The sequence below is a fragment of the Sphaerisporangium perillae genome (genome assembly GCF_023276435.1).
Lineage (GTDB): Bacteria > Actinomycetota > Actinomycetes > Streptosporangiales > Streptosporangiaceae > Sphaerisporangium > Sphaerisporangium perillae.
This window is the reverse complement of sequence record NZ_JALLPO010000005.1, coordinates 130,686-156,086: the sequence shown is the minus strand read 5'-3', so window position 1 is coordinate 156,086 and position 25,401 is coordinate 130,686. Positions and strand designations below refer to the sequence as shown.

Here is a 25,401-nt window from a genome sequence, read left to right as displayed (position 1 = left end):
GCCGGTAGGCGCGAGCCGGTTCAGTCTTGTCCCCAACAGGTCACCGATGTCCCCGCTGGAGACCATGATGAAGACGGCAGAAGTGAACATCCAGTCGGCAGAGGCCATCGATCACCTGGAGCGGCTCGCCGCCCAGTTGGAGGCGCACGCCTTCCAAGTGCGCCTGACCGCCCGCACCGGGCTCTATCCGCGCCTCCGCGTGATCAACCCCATGGCCCCGGCCGTCACCGAGGATGTCCTCGCCGCCAACGCGGCGGACGGCGAATGGTGGTTCTGGCTCTCGTGGGCCGGCCGCATCGGCCACGCCTCCGACATCGTCACGGCCGCGGAGCGGATCGCCAGCGTCCTGCACGTCATCCGGCGCTGACCCCACGCCGTACGGCTCGCGCGTCCACGTCCCGCGCGAGCCGTACACGGCGCGGCGGATCGTTCCCGCGAGCCGTACACACGGCCCCACGGATCATTCCGCGCGAGCCGTTAACGATTTGGCGGGCCGGGAGGCGTCCAGCAAGCTACAGGTGTGGCCCCAAAGAAGATCATCATCGACTGCGATCCCGGCATCGACGACGCCCTCGCCATCACCCTGGCGCACGGAAGCCCCGCCCTCTCGATCCTCGGCGTCACCACGGTCGGCGGCAACGTCGACCTCGCCTACACGACCGGCAACGCGCTGCGGCTGCGCGAGTTCCTCGGGTTCCCGGGCGTCCCGGTCATCCCCGGCAGCGCGGGCGCGCTCCTGCGCAGCCGGGTGAACGCCGCGAGCGTCCACGGCGAGCACGGCCTCGGCGGGGCGCGCCTGCCCGAGGCGACACTCCCGGTGGGCGAGGGCCACGCTGCCGACTTCATCATCGAGACCCTCAAAGCCGCCCCGGGCGAGGTCACCCTGGTCGCGATCGGCCCGCTGACCAACATCGCGCTCGCCCTGCTCAAGGAGCCGAGGATCGTCGACTGGGCGCGCGAGTTCGCGATCCTCGGCGGCTCCTACACCCGGGGCAACTTCTCCCCCGCCGCCGAGTTCAATATCGCCGCCGACCCCGAGGCCGCCGCCATCGTGTTCGACGCCGGCTGGACGGTGACCATGATCGGCCTGGACGTGAGCCGCCAGGCGCTGGCGGTCGGCAAGGTGGTCGACCGCATGCGCACGATGGGCCGGCTCGGCGCCGACCTGCTCGTACCGTGCGTCGAGTTCTACGGCATGGTCACCGCCGAGGAGGGGCCCGCCGTCCACGACGCCTGCGCGATCGCCTACCTGATCGACCCCACGCTGGTCACGGTGGAGCCGGCGGTGGTCCAGGTGGAGACGGCGGGCCGGTTCACCTCCGGGATGACCGTGACCGACTTCGACCTCGGCGACCGCGCGCCGAACGCCCTGGTCGGCACCTCGCTGGACGTGCCCCGCTTCTGGGACCTGGTCCTGGACGTGTACGGCGACGTCGGCCGCGGCATCGGCTGAGGACGGCGAGCCGCGCCACTCGACACGCTCCAGGCGGAACGGTGGCGTGGCCGCGACGCTTCCTGGGAGCATGCCGTCCATGGGGACAACGTGCCGGTGGCCGATCGCGATGGCCTGCCTGGCTCTGGCGGCCGCCTGCGGCGGCGGTCCCGCGGGCACACCCGCCACGCGGCCGGCCGCTAACCCGGCCACGCCCGCCTCCACGGCGCCTCCTGGAGGACCCTCCGCCGGTGGGACGTCTCCGGTCGGCGCGAGCCCCGCCGCCACCGGCGAGATCGCCGCCTCACCCGACTGGAAGACCGTCCCGGGCGCGCGGCTCGAAGGCAGCGCGGCCCTGCTCGACGTCGCCGCGGCCGGCCCGGGCAACGCGTGGGCCGTCGGGTACAAGGAGAGCGCCGAGGACCGTGAGGGCACCCCCGCCCTCCAGCACTGGGACGGCGCCCGCTGGACCCAGACGGCCGTGAGCTCCTCGGACGCCTGGCATCTGGTCGGCGTCAGTGCGGGCGGCCCCGACGACGTGTGGATCGTCGGCAACGGCGAGAGCCCCTACGCCGCGCACTGGAACGGCGCCCGCTGGACGGGGTCGCATCCCTACGGCGTCGCCGAGGACTACTTCCTGTCCGACGTGGCGACCAGCGGCGGCCACGCCTGGCTGGTCGGCCGCAACGCCTCGCAGGGCGTCATCACGGAATGGCGGCCGCAGGGCTTCCGGCAAGCGCTGAGCGCCGACGGGTACTTGCTGGCGGTCACCGCCAAGCGGGGTCATGTGTGGGCGGTCGGCAGCGACGCCGCGGCATCGTCGGGCACGTCGGGCACGCCGGGCACCCCGATGGTCTGGCACGGCACCGCCGTGTCCGGCACGGAGATCCAGTCCTGGCAACGCGAGCCGACGCCGCAGATCACCGGTGGAGTGCTGCGCAGGGTCTGGATGGTCTCACCCTCCGACGTGTGGGCGGTGGGGAGCGTGTCGCCGTCCGCCGACCGGCCCGAGACCCCGCTGGTCCTGCACTACAACGGCGCCTCCTGGCAGAAGGTCGAGGCCCCGATCCCGCGTGGCAGGCTCGACGGCGTCACGGCCTTCGGCCCCGCCGACGTCTGGATCAGCGGGATCGACGCCGACCATTCCGGCCAGGCCCTGTTCCTGCACTACGACGGGCAGAAGTGGACGCCGTCGTACGGCCCGCTGCTGCGGGAACACGACGACGGCCAGCAGTACGAGGAGTCCGACGACATCGCCAGAACCGGCATCGCCCGCATCCCGGGCACCTCGAGCCTGTGGGCGGTCGGATCGGTGGGCGGAGGAGACGCGGAGGACGACTTCGTCCTCCGTCACGGCTGAGCCCGTCGCCCTGATCACGGGAAGGGTCATTCGACCTGCGGCGAACCCCGGCGGACGCGGTCGCCCTCCTCCAGATCGGCGTCCTGCGGCGTTCACGGGACGCGCGGTCAGGTCAGCAGCGCGGATACGAGGCCGAGACGCACTCCCAGCGCGAGAACCAGCAGCCCGGCGCCGATGAAGACGCCCCCGAGGAGCATCCCGCCACCCATCGCGCTGTCGATGCGGACCTGGGCCGGGTCCGCCGGGTCGTACAGGATCCGGACCCGCTCGCCGGCCCGGGCCGGCGGCGGGTTGCTGCCGACGGGGGACTCGGCTTCGACGCGCTCGCCCTCGGCGGTCGTGAAGCGAAGGACCGGGTGGTAGACGGCGCTGTTCCGCCGCTCTCGCCGCGACGCGCCGGTCCGGTACGCCCGCAACCGGACCACCTGCGCCTGCGCTCGCCGGGCGCGTCTACGGAAGTCGCGGGTGTGCAGGACCACCGCGCTCCCGAGGACGGCCAGGACCGTACCGATGATTCCGAGAATGAGCGGGACATCTCCCTTGTCTGACACGCCCCGAAGGTACGGCAAAGCGGTTGATCACCGCTTGCATCCTGCGGCGCACGGGGACCGGCCCGCATGGGCCGGTACGCCAGTCGGCGCCGGCTTCGATCCGGTGGACTCGACGATGTCAGGCCCTTGGATTCGGCGGCCTCGTCCTCCGCCATGACCGATCATCGACCTCTGGCCTGGAGGTTACAAGGTCATTACCACTGGGTACGATCATGTCAATAACTCGCGCGTGCGCCTGACGTGGGGAAACGTCTCCATTCGAGTAGGCGCTTCGTGTCGGCCGACACCGTGGGCGCGCGCGATGCCACTATTGACGCGCCCGGCATGGTTGCACCCCGGAACGGCTTCCGGACCAGCCCCCCGGTCTCCGGCCAGGAGTCCATCCACCCCGCGCGGACGCTCGACGAGAGCGGGCTTGGGGCGTGCCCATCACGCGGATGTCCCCGCCTCGCAGGACCGGGCGATGGAAAGGGGGGCCAAGATGGCCGACAGAAGGAAGAGACACCAACGTCGCCACGGGAACCGCGAGCGGCGGGAATGGCTGCGACTCGGAGTCGAGTTCACCCTGCTCGCGTGGCGGACGGCGATCACCGTGTGGAACGCGGTCCACTGACACGCCCAGGCCGTGGCCGGCCGCGATCACCGCATGGAACGCGGCCCACTGACACGCCCAGGCCGTGGCCGGCCGCGATCACCGCATGGAACGTGGCCCACTGACACGCCCAGGCCGTGGCCGGCCGCGATCACCGCATGGAACGCGGCCCACTGACCACGCTCAGGCCGTGGCGCCCGTCACGCTCCAGCCAGGGACCATGAAGCGGATGCCGGAGGAGCCGTTCTCGGCGGCCTGCCCGCAGGAGCGGCAGACGACGACCGCCTCGAGGTCGGCACCGCAGGAGTGTTCGACGACCACGGGGGGCCGATCGGCCAGATGGCGGTCGCCCCACTGCCGTAGCAGGTGGAGTACGTCGCCCAGTTCCCGGCCCGCCTCGGTGGCGCGGTATTCGAACCGCGGGGGCCGCTCGCTGTAGGGGATCTTCTCAAGGACCCCGGCCTCGACCAGGTGGCGCAGGCGCGCGGCCAGGATGTCGCGCGGAGCGGCCGTGCTCGTCACGACCAGCGAGACGGCGGCCAGGCTCGGCCTGCGCCCGCTGGCGCGCCTGCACAGCTTCGCGGTCACCGGATCCGATCCGCTGCTCATGCTGACCGGGGTCATCCCGGCCACCGAGAAGGTTCTGCGCCGCGCGGGCCTTCGCCTCGCCGACATCGACCTGTTCGAGGTGAACGAGGCAGGGCCGCGGCGAGACTCCCGCTCCAGCCCTTACTCCAACCCCGCCCCGGGTGACCGAGCCCCGGCCTCTTAGCCCTCAACAGACGCTGATGAGTAGATCTCGATCATGCTTGCTACACTCTGTGATCGGGATGTTCCCTCGCCGGGACATGAGCCCGTCGCGTCGGTAACATCTCGTGACAGACGAGCAGCGGAGACGGGAGGTGGCGCATGGCCATTGATCGGTTCTCGACACCGCTGTACGGCGTAGCAGAGGCCGCGTCCTATCTAGCTGTGCCACCATCGACGCTGAGCACCTGGGCTTATGGCTACGAGCGCGGGACCGTCCGCGGCAGGCCTGTGATCACGGCGAAGTCTCCTAGCCGACGCCACGAGCCGGCGCTTCCTTTCGTCGGGCTGGCGGAAGGATACGCGCTTGCCGCCTTCCGCCACTCCGGAGTGCCTCTCCAGCGGATCCGGCCGGCGATCGACGCCTTGGAACGAGAGCTCGGTGTCGAATACGCACTTGCCAGCCGCCGCCTCTACACCGACGGCGCAGAGGTCCTGTACGACTTCGCCGAACACGCTGGAGACACCCCGGAAGGTGAGTCAGCAAGAGAACTGGTCGTCGTTCGGAACAACCAGCGGGTTTTCTCCCAGATCGTCGAAGATTACCTGCGGCGCGTCGAATTCGCCGCTGACGGCTACGCACAGGTCATCCGACTGCCGCAGTACCGCGTTGCCGAAGTCACCGTCGATCCCGATCACGCGTTCGGTCGACCCAGATTCGCACACGGGGGTGCGCGACTGGAGGACGTCATCGATTTGTTCCGCGCGGGCGAACCACTGGACACCGTCGCGGAGGAATACGGTCTCAGCCGCGCAGAAGTCGAGGACGCCGTCCGTGTCGCAACCCGAACAGCCGCCTAAGTTCTACAAGCGCATTCGCTATCGTCGCGCCGAGATCGACGCGGTCACCGAGCACTCTGCCCGTTGTTTCGTCGTCACCCGGGGAGACCTCACCTCTATTGAATGTGCTCAGCGGTTCTTGTTCAACCAACGCGCTATCTTCAGCGCGGCGCAGGATCCCGGTCCATTCATTTACGCGGCGCACGTCGATCGTCTGGAACACATCTATCCGCCGCGGCTTTGAAGGTGCGCGGTAGGTCGTATGTCGCTCTTCCGGCAGTGGCTCGGTGGCGGCGCGGGTCTGGTGGTTTGTGATTGATCATTGGGGTGGTGGGCGCTCAGGCCTGGAGGATCTCGACAGGGTGTCCGATCACCTGTGACAGGTCGGCCGCGAATCCGGGGGCGAGCGGCGGCCAGTTCCAGAAGCGGACGGCCAGGTGGCCGAACACCACGCGCGGCTCGAACCTCCAGTCGCGCAGCCGTCCGGCGCACTCGCACGCGGTGCAACGGTGCGCCGGATCGGCGCCGTCCACCCATTCCGAGACGAGGCCGGCGACCTCGTACCAGCGCGCGGCGGGGCGGTCGTGCTCGATCAACGGCGCCTCGGCCCCGCAGTTCGGGCAGATCAGCGAGGCCGGCCTTCCGGAGTGGCTCGCGGTGTGCCCGATCAGCACCTGCACACCGTTGCGCGCCCGCGCGTGAAGGCCGGCGTCCGGCGACGCCAGCGCCGAGGCGTACCGGTCGCCCGGAGCGTGAGCCCGCCGCTCTCCGGCCACGCAGGCCGTGCGCTCGGCCGCGATCACCCCCCGCTCGACGAGCCACCGCGTCACGATGCCGCCGAGCCGCCATGCCTCCGTAAGGGGCACGCCCACCGCCGCCAGCGTCCCGAGCTCATCCGCTCCGGCGCCGCAGGTCATCGCCAGATCGAGGAGGTGGTCGTCGTCGGGCTTCAGTTCCACGGCCCGCCGCAGGTCGGCACAGGCGGCCTGGTGATCTCCAAGAGCCCGGTGCACGCGCCCTCGGACCTCGAAGGCCCACGCGTTCTCCGTGTCGATCTCGAGGGCGCGGTCGCAGTCGCGTCGCGCGTCCTGGTATCGCCCGGCTGACAAGCAGGTCTGCGCGCGGCCGCCGATCGTCCAGGCGTCCGCGCCGTCGATCTCCAGGGCCCGGTCGAAGTCGGCGATCGCCTCCTCGTACCGGCGCATGAGGCGGTAGGTCTCACCTCTGAGGGCGAGGGCCCACGCGTACCGGCCGTCCAGCTCGATGGCCCGGTCGAAGTCCGCCAGCGCCTCGCCGTATCGCCCGAGCGCCGTGTACGCCTGCCCCCGGCTACCCAGAACGCCGGCGGCGTCCACCTCGCCGAGCTCGAGGGCGCGGTCGAGGTCGGCGATCGCCTCAAGGTGCCGGTGCATCAGATCGTAGGTCTCACCCCTGTTGCAGACGGACCATGCGTCCTCGCCGTCCAGCTCGATGGCCCGGTCGAGGTCCGCCAGCGCCTCCGCGTATCGTCCCAGCGCCGAGTACGCCCGGCCCCGGCCGGCGAGTGCCCAGCGGTAATCGGGGTCGATCGTGATGACGCGCCCGTAGTCGGCGATCGCTTCTTCGTACCGCCGCATCGCCTGGTAGGTCGCGCCGCGACTGGCGATGGCCCAGATGTAGTCGCCCCGGAGCTCGATGGCGCGGTCGAAGTCGGCCAGCGCCTCGGTGTACCGCTCCAGAGAGTGATAGGTCTGGGCCCGGCTGGCGATGGCCCAGGCGTGCTCGCCGTCGAGGTCGATGGCCCGGTCGAAGTCCGCCAGCGCCTCCTGGTAGCGGTCTGTGACGCGGTAGGCCTCACCCCTGTTCGCCATGGCCCAGTCGTACTCGCCGTCGAGGTCGATGGCGATGTCGAAGTCGGCGACCGCCTGGTCGTGATTCCCCATTTCTGAGTGGACGGCTCCGCGTGCGGCGATGGAGATGGCGGCCGTCGGGTTCAGCTCGTAGGCGCGGGTGAAGTCGGCCAGCGCCTCGTCGTAGCGCTTCAGGGCCCAGTACACGCGTCCGCGGCTGTCGATGGTCCAGTCGTCCTCAGGATCGATCTCGATGGCCCGGTCGAAGTCCCGTAGTGCTTCCTCGAACCGGTCGTGGAGCCGGTAGGTCTCACCGCGGCCGCTGAGCGCCTGCGCATGGTCGGGGTTGATCTCCAGGGAACGGTCGAAGTCGGCCAGCGCCAGGTCGAGACGGTCGTTGACGCGGTGGTACCGGCCGCGCACGCGGAACGCCTCGGCCCGGTCGGTCCAGGAGAGCCGGGCCTGGCGGAGGAGCAGGTCGAGAAAGGGAACACCGTCGTCGAGGTCCCCCTCGACGGCGGACCGCAGGGCCGCGCCCAGCTCGGAGAGGGACGCCGTCGGGCCGTCCTCTCCGGCTTGGGCGACGGCGTCGGCCCAGCGCCGTCCGAGCGACACCGACGCGTGGCACGCCGCGATGCCGCCGGCGAACAGGTCGGGAAGCACCCGCGCCCCGTCCGCGCAGAGGCGATGGTAGGTCTCCTCCAGCATGTGCTCCTGCCAGGCCGGCTCGTACCAGCCGTCCTCGTCGGTCAGGTCCAGTTCGTCGCGCCATGCCCGGTGCGCCGCGGCGAGGCGCCGGTGCCCGGACTTCCACTCCCTGAGGGACCTCCCCCGGTGTACCCGGACCATCGCGCCGCGGACGATGGAGTGGTATTCGAACCCGCCGTCCTGCGGAGTGACGAACGCCTGCGCGCGCAGCCACTCGTACAGCTCTTTCGCCCTGCCCTCGGCGAGCAGGGCCACCACGTCCTGGTCGATCCGCCGGGCCAGAGAGCAGACCAGCGCGCACTCGCGGCGGTCGTCGTCGGTCTCCCACTGGAGGATCCGCTCGAACAGGTCGTCGTAGGGCTCGCCCATCGCGGCGGGGTCGTCAGGGCAGTTCTGCGCGACGATCGCCAGGGCGAGGGGGAAACCGCCCGTGCGGCTGAGTGCCGCGGCGACCCTCGGCTCATCGGTCACTCCCCGCGAGGCGAGCAGCCGGCGGCTCTCCACCTCGGTGAACGGCGCCAGCGGGACGTCGGCGATCCGGCCAAGGCAGTCGGACCAGACGTTGAGGTTCAGCCGATGGCGTCCGGCGATGGTCACCAGAGTGGCGGCCGGGAGGCCGTCCGGCTTGCCACGCACGAGATCGCGCACCAGGTCGCGGAGCCATCCTTGCAGGTAGGCGGCGGTGTACTCGAAGGTGTCGAAGAACAGGGCGATGGGCTGGCCCGCTTGGCGCAGGTCATCGAGGAAGATCCGGGTACCCTCCTCCAGCGGGGACGAGCCGTGCGGGCGGCCGTTGCCCGCGAGCAACCGCTGGATGGGCTTGGCCAGCGCCTTCGGATCCACGGCCTCCGCGGCGAAGCCTACGACGGGGACCGTCTTCGCCATGCCGAGCCCCGCCCGCACCGCGGTCTCGGCGAGAGCCTGCCCCGGTGATTCCTGGTCGGCCGGGGATTCGCGGCGCTGCCGCAGGTACGAGGCGTGCCACTGCTCGAACCGCCTCAGCCGTACCCCCTGGGCCCGCAGGTCATCGGCGATGCTCCGCATGACGTCCGGCACGTCGTACTGCTTCTCGTTCGCCCCTGCCGTCAGCCGGCCTTGTACGGCCGCGATCTCGCGTAATCGTGCCAGCAGGAACGACTTGCCGATGCCCCCGTCCCCGTGCAGAGCGAAGACCGAACGCCGATCCACGTCGTCCGGCCTGCGCACGAGATTCTCGCGGAAAAGGGCTAGCCACTCGGCCCTGCCGACGAACGACGGACCCGACATGAACGTATCGACCACCGGCGACCGCCTTGAATACGGGGAGAGTTCACATCAAGCTTGACCTCCTCCCCGGCGTGAACGCCAGGGCGGTCTGGAGAGCACCTTCGAACTGGCTGTCCTGCTCGACCAGCCAAGGCACCTCGTCGAGAACAACGATGGAGGAGGTCTGCTCCCCTATCGCTACCGCCAAGGAACGAAGCGTGTCCCCCAAAGCATGATCGCCTCTTACTAGAAGCTGATCATACTAAGAAGCTCTCGACCTGGGTGCGAGAGGGAGGCCGGCCTAGGGCCGGGCCTCCCTTCGCTCAGGACAGGCTGTCGAGCCAGGCGCGGTGCAGGCCGGCGAAGCGGCCGGCTTCGGCGATGAGGCGGTCCGGGGGGCCGTCCTCGACGACGCGGCCGGCGTCCATGACGAGCACCCGTTCGGCGATCTCGACGGTGGACAGGCGGTGGGCGATGATCAGGGCGGTGCGGCCGGCGAGGACGGTGCGCAGGGCACGCTGGACGAGACGTTCGCTGGGGACGTCCAGGCTGGAGGTCGCCTCGTCGAGGATCACCAGAGCCGGGTCGGCGAGGAAGACCCTGGCGAACGCCACCAGTTGCCGCTGCCCGGCCGACATGCGGCCGCCGCGCTTGCCGACCTGGGTCAGGTACCCGTCCGGCAGCGCCGCGATGAACTCGTGCGCGCCGAGCGCGCGGGCCGCCTCCTCGATCTCGGCCGGGGTGGCGTCCGGGCGGCCGAACCTGATGTTGTCCGCCACCGTGCCGGTGAACAGGAAGTTCTCCTGCGTCACCATCACCACGGCCCGGCGCAGCGTGGCCTCGTCGAGGTCGCGCAGATCGACGCCGTCGAGCAGGACGCGGCCCGCCGTCGGGTCGTAGAAGCGGGCGATCAGTTTCGCCACCGTCGTCTTGCCCGCGCCGGTCGCGCCCACCACCGCGACGATCTGCCCGGGGGGTATCTCCAGGTCCAGCCGGGGCAGGACCGGCACGCCGTCGATGTAGGAGAACTCGGCCCCCTCGAACCGCACCGCCCCGCGCGGGCCCGGAAGGGGCGCCGGACGCTCGGGTTCGGCCACCTCGGGCCGCTCCTCCAGCACGCCGGAGAGGTTCGACAGCGCCGCGCCGGCCGACTGGAGCGTGTTGTAGAACTGGGAGATCTCCTGCATCGGCTCGTAGAACTGCCGCAGGTACAGCAGGAACGCGGCGAGCACGCCCACCGTGACCGCGTGGTGGAGCGCGAGCCAGCCGCCGTACACCAGGACGGCCGCGACCGTGACGTTGCCGATCAGTTTGATGCCCGGCATGAACACCGCGACGAGATGCATGCTGCTCGCGTTGGCGTCCCGGTAGCCGGTGTTGAGCTCCTCGAAGATCTCCTGGTTGCGCGGCTCCCTGCGGAACGCCTGGACCGCCCTGATCCCGGTCATCGACTCCACGAAGTGGACGATGACCAGCGCCACCGCCTCGCGGGTCCGGCGGTAGACGATGCTCGACTCACGCCGGAACCACCGGGTGAACAGCAACAGGATCGGCAGCGGCACCAGCGCGACCGCGCCCAGCGGGAGGTCGAGCACGAGGAGCAGGACCGCGGTGCCGAACAGGCTGAGGATGGCGGTGACGATGCTGTCGAAGCCCGACTGCAGCATCTCGGCGATCGCGTCGATGTCGGAGGTGAGCCGGGCGATGACCCGCCCCGAGGTGTACCGCTCGTGGAACCCCAGCGACAGCCGCTGGAAGTGGTCGAAGACGCGGCGGCGCAGATCCAGCAGGATGTCCTGCCCGATCCGTCCGGATATCTGGAGGAACGCCTGACGGGTGAACGCCTGGGTCAGCGCCACGGCCAGGATCGCCGCGACGGACGTGAGCAGCGTCCCCGCGCCCTCGTGCCGCAGCATCGGCGGGATGCCGGCGTCGATGCCGACCTTCACCAGGTACGGGATCGCGAGGCCGGCCGCGCTCGAGACCACGATGACCGCGATCAGCAAGGTGATGGCCCGCCGGTGCGGGCGCAGCAGGTCGCCGAGCAGCCGCCGGGACCGCGCCCGCAGCAGCACCGACACCTTGTCCGGCAGCTCGTCCTGCTTCTCGGCGCCGACGCCGCGCCAGCGTCCCGGTTCGGCGGCCGCGCTCGCTCGCGCGGCGTCCTTCGCGCCGGAGGCCGTGCCACTCATCGCAGCGCCTCCTCGTGGTCGAGGTCGGCGTCCTGCGCGAGCAGTTCCCGGTACTCGGGGACCTTCGACAGCAGCTCGTGGTGCAGGCCGAGGTGCGTGATGGTGCCGTCGCGGAGCAGCGCGACCTTGTCGGCGAGCAGCACGGTGGACGCGCGGTGCGCCACGACGAGGCCGGTCGCCTCCGCGAGCACCCCGCGCAGCGCTTGCTCGACCAGGGCCTCGGTCTCGACGTCGAGGGCCGAAAGGGTGTCGTCCAGCACGAGGATCCTCGGCTTGCTGAGCACCGCGCGGGCCAGGGCGAGCCGTTGCCGCTGGCCGCCCGACAGCGACATGCCCTGCTCGCCGATCCGGGTGTCGAGCCCCCACGGAAGGTCGTAGACGAAGTTGGCCTGGGCGATTTCGAGCGCCTCCCGCAGTTCCTCCTCGGTCGCCTCGCCCCGGCCGAGTGTGAGGTTCTCCCGCACGCTCATCGAAAACAGCGTCGGCTCCTCGAAGGCGGTGGCGACCACCGACCGCAGCGCCGGCAGCGTCAGGTCGCGGACGTCCTGCCCGTCGATCGTGACCCGGCCCGCGGTGACGTCGGCCAGCCTCGGCACCAGCGCGGTCAACGTCGTCTTGCCCGAGCCGGTGGCCCCGACGATCGCGACCGTCTCACCCGGCCGCACCTCCAGCCAGACGTCCCGCAGCACCGGCCGGTCGGCGCCGGGGAACCGGAAGCCGACGCCCTCGAACCGCAGGTGCCCGCGCGGCCGCTCGATCACCTCGGTGCCGCCGACGATCTCCGGCTCGGTGTCGAGTACCTCCACGACGCGGTCGGCGGAGGTCATCGCCTCCTGCGCCATCGCCAGGATGTAGCCGAGCGACGCGATCGGCCACACGAGCTGGAGCGTCAGCGTGATGAAGGCCACCATGGTGCCGAGCGTCAGCGAGCCCGCGCCGACGGCCAGCGCGCCGAGCAGGAGCACCATGGCCAGGGTGACGTTCGGGATCACCTCCAGGAAGGTGAAGAAGCGGGACGCCAGCCGCACCTTGTCCATCGAGACCCGGTAGACCTTGCGCGCGGCGGCGTCGAACTCGGCGAACACGTGCGGCCTGCGCCCGAACGCCTTGACCGTGCGGATCCCGATCGCCGCCTCCTCGACGTAGGTGGCGATGTCGCCCTGCATGTCCTGCACCTCGCGGGAGATGCGGCGGTACTTCTTCTCGAACCGCAGCGACACGGCGAAGATGGGCACCGCGCTCGCCACGATGAGCAGGCCGAGCGGCCAGTACATCCGCAGGAGAAGCACCGTCACGGTGATCAACTGCACGATGTTCATGACGAGGAACAGCAGGCCGAACCCGGAGAACCGGCGGATCGTGGACAGGTCGGTCGTCGCGCGGGACAGCAACTGCCCTGACTGCCAGTCGCCATGGAAGCTCATCGGCAGCCGCTGCAGGTGCCGGTAGAGATCGTCGCGGATCGCCGTCTCCAGTCCGAGCACGGCCTTGGTCTGCATCCACCGGCGGACGAAGGTCAGGAACGCCTCGGTGACGCCGAGGGCCAGCGCGAGGAGTCCGAGTGGGAGGAGGGCGTCGCCGCGGCCATGGCCGACCGGGCCGTCGATGATGTCCTTGCCCACCAGCGGGATCGCGGTGCTGGTGGCGATGCCCGCCATGGTGGCGAGCCAGATGAGGATCAGGCGGGCGATGTAGGGGCGGAGGTACGGCGTGAGCCGCCGCAGCGACCGCGACCTCCCGCTACGGGGCTTTTCTGGGGAGTCGGGGGCAGGGCCGGAGTCTTTACCGTCGGAAGGCATGAGGAAGCAGGGCACTCCTTACGAGTCGGCGCGGGTCGGCGCGATGGACGGAGCGGAGGACGCCGAGATGTCGCGGCGGGAACGGGGACGCACGAGAAGCCACAACCGCAGGCGTCGCCTTTACCTTCCAAGCCTGTTGCTCCCCGATCAACCGATTTTGCGGCACGGGACGCTCGACGCCCCGGCGAACGGCCCCGAGTCGGCACACCGACTGCGCGGACGCGGCCCACATGAGCCGCGGTTCTGCGATCGACAGATGCTCATGCGACGCGCATTCATACCTGTACGGCCCACGAGGGGGCATGGCATGCTCGCCCGCAATGAGCGGGGTTCGTTCACTCGCCTGTCGCCGTCCGGAGGGGTGGAGCCTGAGCGTGCTACGTCGTCTAGGGAGTCGCCGGAGAGCGCGGGCGTCGGCCGTGGCCCGGTCCGCCGGGCGGGAGGAGGCGGAGGCCGTTGCCTGCGCGTACGCGGCGAGGCTGCTCGCCGACACGCGCGAGGAGGTCAACAGGGCCGACGCCAAGGCTCAGGTGCTGCTCGGGGTCGCCGGGATCGGGCTCGGCGCCGTCGCGGGTGGCATCATCGCGCAGAGCTGGTCGCCGTTCGCCCTGTCGAACTCGGTCGAGTGGCTCTGGTGGGCCGGCGTGGCCGCGGCGCTCGCCGCCCTGGGCTGCCTGTCGGGAGCGGTCTACCCGCGGACCGGCACGTCCGAAGCGAAGGACCCGAGGATCATCGCGTACTACGGCGACGTCGTGCGGTTCGGCTCGGTGCAGGCCCTGGCCGACGCGATGATCATCGCCTCACGCCCGGACCTGCTGCGGATCTCCGACCAGGTGCGCAGGATGAGCGGCATCGTGCACCGCAAGTACCGCATGATCCGGTGGGGGTTCTGGCTGCTTTGCGCGGCCGTCCTGGCGACGGTCTGCTCGGTCGTCATCGACCTCGTCCTGTCACCTCCGTGAACCTCTACCCCACCAAGCGGTTGTTCGGCAACGGCCAGGCGTGGCACGATACCTGCGCCGGGAGGGATGCGACCATGAACGTGCGGCCATGAGGATCGCGTACACGCCAGAGCAGGAGAAGCTGCGCGCGCAGCTTCGGAGTTACTTCGCCGAGATCACGACGCCCGCCCTCCGCGAGGAGATGTCGGGGGGCGAGTCCAGCGCGATGGGCAAGGACAGCGCCTACTGCAGGATCATCCGCCGGCTGGGCCGGGACGGCTGGCTCGGCATCGGCTGGCCCGAGGAGTACGGCGGGCAGGACCGTACGATGGTCGAGCAGCTGATCTTCGCGGACGAGGCCACGGCCGCCGGGGTGCCCATCCCGCTGCTCACCCTGGGCAGCGTCGGGCCGGCCCTAATGGAGTACGGCACCCAGGAGCAGAAGGACTTCTTCCTGCCGAGGATCCTCGCCGGGGAGCTGCACTTCTCCATCGGCTACTCCGAGCCGGAGGCCGGCACCGACCTCGCGGCGCTCCGCACGCGAGCGGAGCGGGACGGCGACGAGTGGGTGATCAACGGGCAGAAGATGTGGACGAGCGTGATCAGCGCGGCGGACTACGTGTGGCTCGCCGTGCGCACCGATCCGTCGGCGCCGAGGCACAAGGGCCTGTCGGTGTTCCTCGTGCCGACCGACGCCACCGGTTTCAGCTGGTCGCCGGTGCCGACGATGGCGGGCCAGGTGACCAGCCAGACCTTCTACGACAACGTGCGGGTTCCGGACTCCGCCCTGGTCGGCAGGCCGGGCGACGGCTGGAAGCTGATCACCGGCCAGCTCAACCACGAACGCGTCGCCCTGTGCTCGGCGGCCGGGATCCAGGCGGTCCTCGCGGGCACGCGCGACTGGGCGGCGTCGACCCGCCTCGCCGACGGCCGCAGGGTCATCGACCAGGAGTGGGTACGGGCCAACCTCGGCCGGGTGCACGCCAAGGTCGAGTTCCTGAAGCTCGTCAACTGGAAGATCGCGTGGGGGCTCGACCAAGGGGTGCGGGTCGGCCCGGCGGACGCCTCGGTCACCAAGATCTTCGGAACCGAGTTCGCGATCGAGGCGTACCGACTGCTGATGGAGTGCTTCGGCGAGGACGCCTGCCTGCCCGACACCCCCGGCGCCGTGCTGCACGGACGGATCGAGCGGATGTACCGCACGATCCTGATGCTCACCTTCGGCGGCGGTACGAACGAGATCCAGCGGGACGTGATCGCGACGATCGGTCTCGGCATGCCACGCGCGCCACGCTGAGGGAGACATGGACTTCGCCTACACCGAGGACCAGCGGGAGCTCGTGCGGCTCGCGCGGCGCATCCTCACCGACCGGGTCACCCACGAGTCCCTCACCGAGCTGGAGAGCCGCGGCACCGGCCGCTTCGACCGCGAGCTCTGGGCGACCCTGGCCGAGGCCGGGCTGATCGGCATCGCGCTGCCCGCCGATCTCGGCGGCGGCGGGTACGGCCCCCTGGAGCAGTGCCTGGTGCTGGAGGAGGCCGGGCGCGTCCTCGCACCGGTGCCGCTGTACGCCACCGCCGTGCTGGGCGCCTGGCCCATCGCGACCTTCGGCACGCCGGAGCAGCGCGAGACGTGGGTCGGCCCGGCCGTACGAGGGGAGCGCGTCCTCACCGCCGCCCTGGCCGGGCCGGCCGGCGCGCCCGAGGTGACGGCGCGCAGGACGCGGGACGGCTGGCGGCTGCGAGGGGTACGGACGGGGGTCCCGGCCGCGACGGTCGCCGACCTCGTGCTGGTGCCCGCCGGCGAGCGGCTCTTCCTCGTCCCCGCGGGCACGGAGGGCATGTCGATCACCCCGCAGCGGACCACCGCCAAGGAGATCACCGGCCTGGTCCACCTGGACGTCAGCCTGCCGTACGACGCGGTGCTGGGCGAGCCGGGGGACGAGGCCCCGGGCGGCCCGGCCGGCATGGTGGCCCGGTCGCGGGACATGGCCATGCTCGGCCTGTGCGCGCTGCAACTCGGCGTCACCTCCCGGGCCCTTGCGGCCGCCGCCGAGTACACCGGCAGGCGTCACCAGTTCAACCGCCCGATCGGGTCGTTCCAGGCCGTCGGCCACCGGCTCGCCGACTGCCACATCGACGTGGAGGCCATCCGGCTCACGATGTGGCAGGCCGCCTGGCTGCTGTCGGCCGAGGACGGCCTGGCGGGGAGGGCGGCGGAGGCGGTGGCCACCGCGAAGTTCTGGGCCGCCGACGGCGGTCACCGTGTGGCGCACGCGGTCGTGCACGTACACGGCGGCATGGGCATCGCCGAGGAGTACTTCGTGCACCGCTACTTCCTGCACGCCAAGCAGATCGAGTTCGCCTTGGGCGGCGCCACGGCACAGGCGCTCCGCCTCGGGGACATGCTGGCGTCCGATCCCGCGCCGGCCGCACCGGGGCCCGGCCGGTCCGCGAAGACGTCAGGAACATGAGTTTGCAATAAACGATGCCATCGCCCGAAACATACGGTTTTTAGCCTCAGAACATGTCGAAGCGACCGCACCGCGCCGGACGCCGGTCCATCACGCCGCACCCGCCCCGCCTGGGGGGCGCTAGGGGTTTCACGGCAGATCAAGATCGGAGAAACTGAGGATGAAAGCGTCTGCGGCAGCCCCAGAGAGGGTAAACAGGAGGTGAGGTCGGGTCCAACGCACCTCGCCCGACCGCGGAGACACCAGTGAGGAACAGGACCTGTCCGCCGACGAGTGACGAGGGAAGTGTGAGCCCGTACCGAAGGAGAAGCACATGAAGCGGATTCTCATCACACCACGGCCCAAGCCCGTACGCCGTCCCGCACCCCTGGACCTCCGCAGCCCGTCAGGCCGGGTGCTCCCCTTCTAGCGCCTCCTCCGAGTTCGCTCGCATCTCTGAGTTCATCGCCACAAGCTCCCGGTTTCCAGCGCCTCCTCCGCACGCGGAACCCGTCGAAGCAGTCCATCCCGCCGTGCAGGCGGAGTGAAAGTGATCCGCAAGGTGTCGTTCCTAGGTTGTCCATCGCGACAGATCACTAGGAAAGGCACTTAATGAACCTCACCATTGCCCGCCAGGCCCTCGCCGTCTCCGCGGCGGCCGCCCTGATCTCGCTCACCTCGGCGTGCGGCGGCGGGAGCACCAAGGCCGTCTGCGACGACGCCGTCAAGGCATTCCAGGACTACAGCACCCAGGCGGCGGCCGGCGCGGGCGACCTCGCCGGGTTCAACAAGGCGACCGCCGACCTCGCCGTCAAGCTCAAGGACCTCTCCGGCAAGGCCGACGGCGAACTGAAGACCACGCTCACCGACCTCTCGACGTCGTGGGGCGGCTTCAAGATCGACCCGTCCAACCCGGCCGCGGCGGCCGGCGAGCTGCAGCAGTTCGCCACCAAGGCGACCGAAGCGACCCAGAAGCTCGCCGTCTACTGCTCCTGAGCCTCGGCGGGGTTCCCGCCGCCGGGCGCTCGGCGCACGGCGGCGGCCGCCAGTTCGTAGCAGCTCTCGAAACCCTCCAGGACCGCCGGCCAGGTGCAGCGGGTCAGCTCGGTCTCCCTGTTGTGCAGGGCGATCTGCTCCCGCAGCTCCCGGTCGCGGGCCAGCCGCGCCACCGAACGGACCAGTTCGTCGAAGGTGCGGCCGAGCAGCCCCTCCTTGCCAGGGCGTACGAAGTCGGCCACGCCGCTCTGCGCCCTGGCGACGACGGGCACCCCTGCGGCCCGCGCCTCCAGGGCCGCGATGCCGAACGACTCCCTGGGCGCCGGCGCCACGAAGACGTCCGCCGAGGCCAGCAGCTCGCGGATCCGGTCACGCGAGTAGCGGCCGGGCAGCGACACCCACTCCTGCATGCCATGCGTGCGCAGGAACCGCTCCATCGAGCCGCGCGCGGGACCGTCCCCCACGAGCGTGGCCCGCATCGCGATCTCCGCGGGGACCTGCCGCCTCGCCTCCCGCAGAAGCCTGAGCAATTGCACGGGCTGCTTGCGCGGGGCCAGCCGGCCCACGGCCACGATGTGCACCTCGTCGCGCTCCGCTCGCCGAAGGTCGCCGGTGGGGCGCCACGCGGAGACGTCCAGGCCGTTGGAGACCACGTCCACCGGGACGCGCCCGGCCGTGACCGCGCGGATCGGGCGGGCCGCGGCGTGGCTCACCGTGGTGCCCACCACGCTCCAGCCGGTCCAGCCGAACAGCCGGTCGAGCCCCCTGTACATGGTGCGCGTCACCGGATCCCACATGCTGTGCACGGTGACCACGACCGGCAGGCCCGCGCGGACCGCCGCCCGGACCCCCATCCACGCGAACGGCGAGGCCGCGCCGGTGTGGACGTGCACCACGTCCGGACGGCGCGCCGCCATCAGGCGCAGCAGGTGCGTGCCGCCACGGGGGTGGACGGGCAGGTCGAACGGCATCCGGGCGACGATCCGGTGGACGCCGGAGATGGGCTCGCCGGGGGTCGCGGTGGCCACCTCGACCTCGTGGCCGGCCTCGGACTGCGCCCGTACCAGGTCGGCCACCTGTACCTCGATGCCGCCGAGCCGGGGCAGGTAACAGTCGCTGACGTGAAGGATCCGCACCCCGCCAGACTGGCAGAGCCCGCCACCCGCATCAAACGGAACCGTCACCGATCCAGGGCACCCGGCGGAGGGCGCGCACGTCACGAGAGGTTCTTGAAGAGTTGCGGAGGGCTTCTGGAACCACCGCTTGGGAGGGGCCTTCGACCTGAAGGAACGGCTCCGTGGAATCATGGCCGCGTGGCACGTACCGCGGTGTTCTTCCACGCCCATCCCGACGACGAGGCTCTGCTCACGGCCGGGACCATGGCGATGCTGGCGGCCGAGGGCCACCGGGTCGTCCTCGTCGTGGCGACCGCCGGCGAGCGCGGCCTTGCAGACCTGCCCCACGGCGACGAGCTCGCCGAGGCGCGCACCGCCGAGCTGTACGCGTCGGCCGCCGTCCTCGGTGTGGCCCGCGTGGTGCTGCTCGGCTACGGCGACTCCGGCCTCGGCGAGGACGGCGCGGTCGGCGACGACCGTCCCGACAACGCCTTCATCGACGCCGACATCGAGGAGGCGGCCCAGCGGCTGGCGGCGGTGCTCAAGGAGGAGAGCGCCGACCTGCTGACGATCTACGACCCGGCCGGCGGGTACGGCCATCCGGACCACGTGCAGGTGTACCGGGTGGGGCAGCGCGCCGCCGGCAGCGCGGGCACGCCGATCCTGCTGGAGGCCACGGTCAACCGCGACCCGCTCCTCAAGGGGCTCCGGCTCGCCCGGCGCTTCTACCGGTTTCCGCCGGAGTTCGACGTGCGCTCCTTCGAGCGGGCCTACTCCCCCGGCGAGGTCATCACCCACCGGGTCAACGTCCGCAGGTTCGCCAAGGCCAAACGCGCCAGCATGGCCGCCCACGCGACCCAGGCGACGGGCGGCGACGGCGACCGTACGCTCGGAGTGATGCTGAGGATCCCCGGCCCGCTGTACCGTCTGATCTTCGGCACCGAGTGGTACGTCCGGCGCGACCTGCCGCCGGGCACGCGGCTCAGGCATCCCTTCGACGAGCTCCCGGACGCACTGGACGGCACGGACCGTCCGGACCTCGCGGAGGAGACCGGGTAGGCAGCGATTTCGTTCTCGAGGAGGAGATCGCGCCCGCGGCGTCCCGGCAGACTGGGGGGCGGCCCGCGGCAGAGGGCCACGGCGACGGGAGACCGGGCGGGCGGCGGAGACGAGCGCCCGCGAGCGGACATGGGGGGGCACCGATGAGGAACAAATGGGTCCAGGCCGGCCTTTCGGTGGCCTCCCTGGCCCTGGCGGTCCTGCTCGTGGTGTACCTGCCGCAGATCGTGCACGCGCTCACCGGGGCCAAAGTCAGCTGGAGCGAGATCGGGGCGCAGTTCCGCGCGCTCAGCTGGCCGATGATCGCGCTGATGGCCGTGCTGTGGCTCGCCAGCCTGTACGCCTACACCTTCGTGATGACCTCGGCGCTGCCCGGCCTGACCCACCTGCAGGCGCTGACGCTGAACGGCGCCGGGAGCGCGGTCAGCAACCTGCTGCCCTTCGGCGGCGCGGCCGGTGTGGCCCTGACCTTCGGCATGACCAAGGGCTGGGGCTTCGCCACCCGCCCCGTCGTGGTGTACACGCTGGTCACCGGCATCTGGAACACGATGTTCCGGTTCATCCTGCCGGCGGTCGGCATCATCGCGCTGCTCATCGCCGGGCGCATCCCCGACCCCAGGGTCACCAGCGCCGCCTGGGGCGGCGCGCTCTCGATCCTCGTGCTGGTGGCCGTGGTCGCCGCCGCCCTCTACTGGGAGCGGGCCGCCACCCTCCTCGGCCGCGCCGTGGACGGGCTGCTCCGGTTCCTGCCGCGCGGTGTCCGCCCGCCGGCGCGGTACGCCTCCGACGCCATCCACCGGCTGCGCGCCGACACCGCCGAGATCGTGCACCGGCGGTGGCCCGGCCTGTCCCTCGGCATGCTGGCCTTCCTGGTCCTCCAGTGCCTGATCATGGCGGCCTGCGAGGTGGCCACCGGCGCCTACCCCGGGCCCGCAGAGACCGTGGCCGTCTTCGCGGTCAGCCGGGTGCTCACCAGCGCGCTGATCACGCCGAGCGGCGCGGGGATCATGGAGGGCGGCACGGCGGCGCTGCTGATCGCCTTCGGCCAGCCTCCCGGCCCGGCGACCGCCTCCGCGATCCTGTTCGGCTTCTGGACTTACACCATCGAGATCCCCTGGGGCGGCCTCGCCCTCGGCGCGTGGTCCCTGTTGCGGCGGCGCGGCCCCGCGAACGACCGCCGCTCCCCGGAACCCGCCTCCCGCGCCTGATCCCCCGTCGTTATCTCGCCTATGCCTGAGGCCTGTAGCCTCGTGACACCCGTGGCCGCCTTGAGGCATCCGTTACGGGTGGCAAGAGAAGGAAGGCGGGCCTTGGCGAATAGCTTGTGCGTGCTTGACGGGCCCGCATAGCGTGGCGGCTGACATGGTGACGTTCCGCGTTCTTGGGCCGGTCGAGGCGTACGACGACGGCGACGGCGAGGTCGACCTCGGCGGTCTACGGCAACGCGCGGTGCTGGCGCGATTACTCGTGGCCCGTGGTCAGGTCGTCCCGGTCGACACACTGCTGTTCGACCTGTGGACCGACGAGACCGCCAAAGGCGCACAATCCGGCCTGCAGGTCTACATCTCGCGGCTGCGCCGCGTCCTCGAGCCCGGCCGCCCGCGCGGCGGCCCCAACCGCCTGCTGGTCACCGTCGCCTCCGGGTACGCGCTGCGCACCGCGCCCGACCAGGTCGACGCGCTGCGCTTCGAGGCCATGGTCCGGTCGGCGGGCAAGTACCTGGAGAACGACGACCCCGAGCCGGCGCGCACGGGCCTTGAGACGGCGCTCGGCCTGTGGCGCGGCACTCCCTACTCCGACTTCGCCGAGCAGCAGTGGGCCGAGGCCGAAGTGAGCCGGCTCGCCGAGCTGCGGCTGGTGGCGCGCGAACGTCACGCCGACGCGGGCCTGCGCCTCGGCCTGCACGCCGAGACCGTGCCCGACCTCGAGGCCCTCACCGGGGAGCACCCGCTGCGGGAGGAGGGCTGGCGGCTGCTGGCCCTCGGCCTCTACCGCTGCGGCAGGCAGGGCGACGCCCTGGCCGCCCTGCGGCGCGCCCGCGCGACCCTGGCCGACGAGCTCGGCATCGACCCGGGTCCCGCGCTGCGGAAGATGGAGTCCGACATCCTCTCCCAGGATCCGGGCCTGGAGCTCACGATCCCGCAGCGTCCCCGCTTCACCGAGCCCGGCGGCACCTGGCCGCCGCGCGCCGAGAGCCCGGCCGCCGACGTGCCGCCCCTGCCCGCCGAGCCGTTCGTCGGCCGGGACGCCGAGCTGGCCCGGCTGACCGGCGCCGCGCCGCACGCCCTGTCCGGGCGCTTCACCGCGGCCGTCGTCGGCGGCGACCCGGGCGCGGGCAAGACCACGCTGGTACGCCAGCTCGGGCTGGAGCTGGCCCGGCAGGGCTGGATCACCGCCTCCGGCGGCTGCCCGGACAGCAGCGCCACCCCGCCCGGCTGGGCCTGGGTGGAGGTCCTGCGCGCCCTGGTCTCCGTCCGCGGCACCGGCGAGTACGGCCAGCTGCTGGCGCCCCTGCTGGACGACGCGGACCCCGCCGACGAGGACGACCAGGCGTCGGGCGGCTTCCGCCTGCACCGCGCGGTCGGCGGCTACATCGCGGGGATCGCCCGCGAGGCTCCCGTGCTGCTCACCCTGGAAGACCTGCACTGGGCCGACGACCAGACCCTGGCCCTGCTGCGCGCCCTGCCCAGCCTGCTGGCGGCCAGCCGCGTGCTGCTCGTCGTGACCTGCCGCGACAGCGAGCTGAACGACCAGCAGTCGGACGTGCTGGCGGCGCTCGCGCGGCTCGGCCCGGTGCGCGTCGGCCTGGAAGGGCTCGATGAGGGGGCGGTGGCCGAGCTCGTCCGGGCCACCTGCGTCCGCGAGGTCGACGAGGAGGCCGTCAGCAGGATCATCGAGCGCACCGGCGGCAACCCGTTCTTCGTCCGCGAGACCGTCCGGCTCCTGGACTCCGAGTCCCCCGGAGTGCGGGCCACCGCCGCGGAGGTCATCTCCGAGGTGCCGTCGGGAGTGCGCGACGTGCTGCGCCGGCGCATCGCGCGGCTCCCCGTGACCGCCCAGCAGATCCTGCTGCAGGCCGCGGTCATCGGCCGTGACGTCGACATCGACGTGCTCGTCGACATCTCGGGCGACGAGGACGCCGTCGTCGACGCCGTGGAAGCCGGGCTGCTCGCGGGGCTGGTCACCGAGCCCGGCCCGGGCATGCTCCGCTTCGACCACGACCTGGTCCGCGACACGCTGTACTCCGACGCCTCACGCCTGCGCAGGTCGCGCCTGCACGCGGCCGTCGCCTCGGTCATCGAGAGCCGGTCGCCGTCGGACGTGGCCGCGCTCGCCCACCACTACGACTCCGCGGGCACGGCCGAGACCGCGGCGAAGGCCGTCCACTACGCGGGGCTCGCCGCCGAGCAGGCGGAGCGCCGCTTCGCGCACCGGGAGGCGGCGACACTGTGGGAGCGCGCCATCGCCGCGTTCGACCGCGCCCACCCCGTCGGCGGACCGCCCAAGGAACGACTGCAGCTGCAACTGCGGCTGATCAAGGCGCTCGCCCTCTGCGGCGACATGACGGCGGCGCGGGCCCGCCGCCGCGAGGCGATGGACGCCGCCCTGCCGCTCGGCGACCTTGAGATGACCGCGCGCATCGCCGCGTCGGTGGCCGTGCCGCACAAGGGCATCGCCCGCGACTTCACCCGCACGGCCTGGGAGATCGTCGACGTCACCGAGCGGGCGCTGATCGAGCTGCCGCCGGGAGAGCAGTCCCTGCGCGCCAGCCTGCTGGCCACCCTCGCCCTGGAGCTGGAAGGTTCGGCGACCGGCCGGGGCTACGAGGCGTCGCTGGAGGCCGAGGAGCTGGCCAGGCAGAGCGGCGACCCCGCCCTGCTCGCCGTCGCGCTGAGCGGGCGGCTGCGCCAGTCGTACGTCATCACGGTCGTCGACGAGCGCGAGGCCATCGGCCGGGAGCTGCTGGAGGTCGGCGCCGCGTCCGGGCAGATCGCGGTGCAGGCGCTGGCCCATCTGGTGCTGATGGAGTGCGCCGCCGCGCGCGGCGAGTTCGCCGAGGCGGACGCGCAGATGAGCGCGGCCGAGCGGCTGGCCCGGCAGTACGACCTGCCGGCGCCGTCAGCGGTGGGCGCCTGGTACGCCGGCATGCGCATGATGATCACCGGTGACTACGCCGGGGCGGAGCGCGCGTACCGCAACGCCGCGCGGCTCACGGCGCGGGCCGGGATGCTGGAAGGCCGCCAGGACCTGCCGATGATCACCACCTTCTGCCTGCACCTGGTCGACGGCAGGGCCGCCGACATGGTGGAGGCGCTGGAGGAGGCGCACCGGCGCGGGGCCAAGTGGACGCTCGACGCCTACGCCGTCGCCCTGGCCTCCGCGGGTCACCTCAAGGACGCGCGGGCGGTCGCCGCCACCCGGCCTCCCGTCCGCGCCGACTTCCTGTACGAGCTGGCCATGACGTGGCGGGCGCTCGCCGGGATGCTGCTCGGCGACCGCGACCGCATGCAGGACGCCTACTCGACGCTCGGGCCGCTGTCGGACCGCATCGCGGGCGCCGGCACCGGGGTCGTGGCCCTGTGGCCGGTGGCCCAGACGCTCGGCGACCTCGCCATGCACCTCGGGCAGCCGGAGGACGCGCTCAGGCACTACGAGAAGGCGCTGGCGGTGGCCGAGCGGGTGGGCGTCCCCCGATGGGTCGCGGCGGCACGCCAGGGCCTCGACGGCGCCTGACGCCGCACGCGCGGGTCTTCGGTCCGGGGCGGGGCGGCGGCCACCGCGGCGCGGGTGGTTCCGGCTGCGGGGCGTGGTCTGCCTCAGCAGCTGACCTGGAACTTCTCGCCGGTGATGACGCCGCTGCCGGACACGGTCAGCTCGACGCGGTACCAGCCGGGGTTGTCGATGATGCGGGGGTGCCATCCCACGGTGCGCTGCCGGCCGATGAAGCCTTCCGTACCGGAGACCTGGTGGGTCTTCCAGGTGCGCGAGACGGGGCTCCAGCGCAGCAGACGCCAGTCGTAGACGACGGGGTCGCCGGAGGGGCCGGGGTCCAGGACGCTCTGCGCGTGGTAGGTCCGCAGGCAGCCGGCGCCCGCCTCGCTGATGCCGACCGTCACCGTGCCGGGCCGCGGCGCGCGGCTCACCTCGACGGGCATCGCCTGGGCGGACAGGACCACGGTCCTCACGGGCGCGGTGGAACCGTGCGTGCCCGCTCCCTGGGCGGCGGACCCCTGCGTGCCGTGCGCGGCCGACACTCCGAAGTAGGCGCCGGAGAAGGCAAGCGTCGCGACCAGCAGCTTGAAGGCACTGGCCGTGCCGCTTGCCATGATCGGCATCACGCGGCGTACCGGCTTCCTGCTGCTTCGCGCTCCCATGACCCTCCCCTTTCGCTCACCCTCAGGTGTACGCGGGGATGGTTGCTCCTTACTTGCCGTCCGCTTGCAGTCGGCAAGGGCCGCCCGACAGGGCGGGCGTCACCGGGACGCGACGGCTTCCGCGATCACCGCCGCGCGCGTCTCGCGGCATACCGACAATGGCGGAC

21 protein-coding genes are annotated in these 25,401 nt (G+C 71.6%); 14 read left to right on the top strand and 7 right to left on the bottom strand.

Going from position 1 to position 25,401, the window contains the following annotated elements; all coding sequences use genetic code 11:
• Positions 1–46 precede the first annotated feature (46 nt).
• From MYF83_RS06760 to MYF83_RS06750, 3 genes are all read left to right on the top strand, one after another.
• Positions 47–367: a DUF47 domain-containing protein gene (locus MYF83_RS06760; RefSeq protein ID WP_248959310.1), complete on the top strand. Its 321-nt coding sequence runs from the start codon at positions 47–49 to the stop codon at positions 365–367.
• Between the two features lie 153 nt (positions 368–520).
• Positions 521–1,453 (top strand): nucleoside hydrolase, encoded by a 933-nt coding sequence (locus tag MYF83_RS06755; protein WP_248959309.1) that lies wholly within the window; start codon positions 521–523, stop codon positions 1,451–1,453.
• 79 nt (positions 1,454–1,532) lie between these two features.
• A complete protein-coding gene (locus MYF83_RS06750; RefSeq protein WP_248959308.1) occupies positions 1,533–2,792 on the top strand; it encodes a hypothetical protein in 1,260 nt (419 codons plus the stop codon).
• A 107-nt stretch (positions 2,793–2,899) separates the two neighbouring features.
• Here MYF83_RS06750 and MYF83_RS06745 read toward each other — a convergent pair whose 3' ends face one another.
• On the bottom strand, positions 2,900–3,343 hold the full coding sequence (locus MYF83_RS06745) for a DUF3592 domain-containing protein (RefSeq protein ID WP_248959307.1): 444 nt from the start codon (positions 3,341–3,343) through the stop codon (positions 2,900–2,902).
• Positions 3,344–3,824: 481 nt separating this feature from the next.
• On the opposite strand from MYF83_RS06745, the gene MYF83_RS42465 reads away from it, so the two are divergent.
• A complete protein-coding gene (locus MYF83_RS42465) occupies positions 3,825–3,956 on the top strand; it encodes a hypothetical protein (RefSeq protein WP_279339194.1) in 132 nt (43 codons plus the stop codon).
• Between the two features lie 162 nt (positions 3,957–4,118).
• On the opposite strand, the gene MYF83_RS06740 is transcribed toward MYF83_RS42465, so the two are convergent.
• The gene (locus MYF83_RS06740) at positions 4,119–4,457 is read right to left on the bottom strand and encodes a winged helix-turn-helix transcriptional regulator (protein WP_248959306.1); all 339 of its coding nucleotides are present in this window, start codon (positions 4,455–4,457) and stop codon (positions 4,119–4,121) included.
• Here MYF83_RS06740 and MYF83_RS06735 point away from each other — a divergent pair.
• The 3 genes from MYF83_RS06735 to MYF83_RS06725 all read left to right on the top strand — a co-directional run bounded on the left by MYF83_RS06735 (position 4,447) and on the right by MYF83_RS06725 (position 5,766).
• Positions 4,447–4,707 (top strand): hypothetical protein, encoded by a 261-nt coding sequence (locus tag MYF83_RS06735; RefSeq protein WP_443729290.1) that lies wholly within the window; start codon positions 4,447–4,449, stop codon positions 4,705–4,707. The genes MYF83_RS06740 and MYF83_RS06735 overlap by 11 nt on opposite strands.
• A 137-nt stretch (positions 4,708–4,844) precedes the next feature.
• The gene (locus tag MYF83_RS06730; protein WP_248959305.1) at positions 4,845–5,543 is read left to right on the top strand and encodes a DUF433 domain-containing protein; all 699 of its coding nucleotides are present in this window, start codon (positions 4,845–4,847) and stop codon (positions 5,541–5,543) included.
• Positions 5,518–5,766: a hypothetical protein gene (locus tag MYF83_RS06725; RefSeq protein ID WP_248959304.1), complete on the top strand. Its 249-nt coding sequence runs from the start codon at positions 5,518–5,520 to the stop codon at positions 5,764–5,766. Before MYF83_RS06730 ends, MYF83_RS06725 begins: the two co-directional genes overlap by 26 nt.
• A gap of 94 nt (positions 5,767–5,860) precedes the next feature.
• Here the strand turns inward: MYF83_RS06725 and MYF83_RS06720 are convergent, their stop codons facing one another.
• The 3 genes from MYF83_RS06720 to MYF83_RS06710 form a co-directional block, all read right to left on the bottom strand.
• Complete coding sequence (locus MYF83_RS06720; protein WP_248959303.1) at positions 5,861–9,340, bottom strand: tetratricopeptide repeat protein; 3,480 nt, start codon at positions 9,338–9,340, stop codon at positions 5,861–5,863.
• A 287-nt stretch (positions 9,341–9,627) separates the two neighbouring features.
• The gene (locus MYF83_RS06715; RefSeq protein ID WP_248959302.1) at positions 9,628–11,496 is read right to left on the bottom strand and encodes an ABC transporter ATP-binding protein; all 1,869 of its coding nucleotides are present in this window, start codon (positions 11,494–11,496) and stop codon (positions 9,628–9,630) included.
• Positions 11,493–13,295, bottom strand: a complete 1,803-nt coding sequence (locus MYF83_RS06710) for an ABC transporter ATP-binding protein (RefSeq protein ID WP_248959301.1) — start codon at positions 13,293–13,295, stop codon at positions 11,493–11,495. Before MYF83_RS06710 ends, MYF83_RS06715 begins: the two co-directional genes overlap by 4 nt.
• A 419-nt stretch (positions 13,296–13,714) precedes the next feature.
• On the opposite strand from MYF83_RS06710, the gene MYF83_RS06705 reads away from it, so the two are divergent.
• From MYF83_RS06705 to MYF83_RS06690, 4 genes are all read left to right on the top strand, one after another.
• Positions 13,715–14,257, top strand: a complete 543-nt coding sequence (locus MYF83_RS06705) for a Pycsar system effector family protein (protein ID WP_248959300.1) — start codon at positions 13,715–13,717, stop codon at positions 14,255–14,257.
• An 88-nt stretch (positions 14,258–14,345) separates the two neighbouring features.
• A complete protein-coding gene (locus MYF83_RS06700; RefSeq protein ID WP_248959299.1) occupies positions 14,346–15,533 on the top strand; it encodes an acyl-CoA dehydrogenase family protein in 1,188 nt (395 codons plus the stop codon).
• A 7-nt stretch (positions 15,534–15,540) separates the two neighbouring features.
• Positions 15,541–16,710 carry an acyl-CoA dehydrogenase family protein gene (locus tag MYF83_RS06695; RefSeq protein ID WP_248959298.1) on the top strand — a complete coding sequence of 390 codons (1,170 nt, stop codon included), beginning with the start codon at positions 15,541–15,543 and terminating at the stop codon, positions 16,708–16,710.
• Between the two features lie 591 nt (positions 16,711–17,301).
• The gene (locus tag MYF83_RS06690; RefSeq protein ID WP_248959297.1) at positions 17,302–17,685 is read left to right on the top strand and encodes a DUF8711 family protein; all 384 of its coding nucleotides are present in this window, start codon (positions 17,302–17,304) and stop codon (positions 17,683–17,685) included.
• Here MYF83_RS06690 and MYF83_RS06685 read toward each other — a convergent pair.
• On the bottom strand, positions 17,673–18,821 hold the full coding sequence (locus MYF83_RS06685; protein ID WP_248959296.1) for a glycosyltransferase family 4 protein: 1,149 nt from the start codon (positions 18,819–18,821) through the stop codon (positions 17,673–17,675). The genes MYF83_RS06690 and MYF83_RS06685 overlap by 13 nt on opposite strands.
• A gap of 177 nt (positions 18,822–18,998) precedes the next feature.
• Between MYF83_RS06685 and MYF83_RS06680 the strand changes: the two genes are divergently transcribed.
• From MYF83_RS06680 to MYF83_RS06670, 3 genes are all read left to right on the top strand, one after another.
• Entirely contained in the window at positions 18,999–19,859 is an 861-nt protein-coding gene (locus MYF83_RS06680; RefSeq protein WP_248959295.1) for a PIG-L deacetylase family protein, read from the top strand.
• Positions 19,860–20,002: 143 nt separating this feature from the next.
• Positions 20,003–21,067 carry a lysylphosphatidylglycerol synthase transmembrane domain-containing protein gene (locus MYF83_RS06675; protein WP_248959294.1) on the top strand — a complete coding sequence of 355 codons (1,065 nt, stop codon included), beginning with the start codon at positions 20,003–20,005 and terminating at the stop codon, positions 21,065–21,067.
• 154 nt (positions 21,068–21,221) lie between these two features.
• Complete coding sequence (locus tag MYF83_RS06670) at positions 21,222–24,593, top strand: ATP-binding protein (RefSeq protein ID WP_248959293.1); 3,372 nt, start codon at positions 21,222–21,224, stop codon at positions 24,591–24,593.
• 83 nt (positions 24,594–24,676) lie between these two features.
• Here the strand turns inward: MYF83_RS06670 and MYF83_RS06665 are convergent, their stop codons facing one another.
• On the bottom strand, positions 24,677–25,234 hold the full coding sequence (locus MYF83_RS06665) for a hypothetical protein (protein ID WP_248959292.1): 558 nt from the start codon (positions 25,232–25,234) through the stop codon (positions 24,677–24,679).
• Positions 25,235–25,401: the final 167 nt, after the last annotated feature.

Coding starts and splice junctions, on each gene's coding strand:
- MYF83_RS06760 (WP_248959310.1), top strand. CDS start 47: ATGTCCCCGCTGGAGACCATGATGAAGACGGCAGAAGTGAACATCCAG.
- MYF83_RS06750 (WP_248959308.1), top strand. CDS start 1,533: ATGGGGACAACGTGCCGGTGGCCGATCGCGATGGCCTGCCTGGCTCTG.
- MYF83_RS42465 (WP_279339194.1), top strand. CDS start 3,825: ATGGCCGACAGAAGGAAGAGACACCAACGTCGCCACGGGAACCGCGAG.
- MYF83_RS06730 (WP_248959305.1), top strand. CDS start 4,845: ATGGCCATTGATCGGTTCTCGACACCGCTGTACGGCGTAGCAGAGGCC.
- MYF83_RS06715 (WP_248959302.1), bottom strand. CDS start 11,496: ATGAGTGGCACGGCCTCCGGCGCGAAGGACGCCGCGCGAGCGAGCGCG.
- MYF83_RS06710 (WP_248959301.1), bottom strand. CDS start 13,295: ATGCCTTCCGACGGTAAAGACTCCGGCCCTGCCCCCGACTCCCCAGAA.
- MYF83_RS06700 (WP_248959299.1), top strand. CDS start 14,346: ATGAGGATCGCGTACACGCCAGAGCAGGAGAAGCTGCGCGCGCAGCTT.
- MYF83_RS06695 (WP_248959298.1), top strand. CDS start 15,541: ATGGACTTCGCCTACACCGAGGACCAGCGGGAGCTCGTGCGGCTCGCG.
- MYF83_RS06690 (WP_248959297.1), top strand. CDS start 17,302: ATGAACCTCACCATTGCCCGCCAGGCCCTCGCCGTCTCCGCGGCGGCC.
- MYF83_RS06675 (WP_248959294.1), top strand. CDS start 20,003: ATGAGGAACAAATGGGTCCAGGCCGGCCTTTCGGTGGCCTCCCTGGCC.
- MYF83_RS06670 (WP_248959293.1), top strand. CDS start 21,222: ATGGTGACGTTCCGCGTTCTTGGGCCGGTCGAGGCGTACGACGACGGC.
- MYF83_RS06665 (WP_248959292.1), bottom strand. CDS start 25,234: ATGGGAGCGCGAAGCAGCAGGAAGCCGGTACGCCGCGTGATGCCGATC.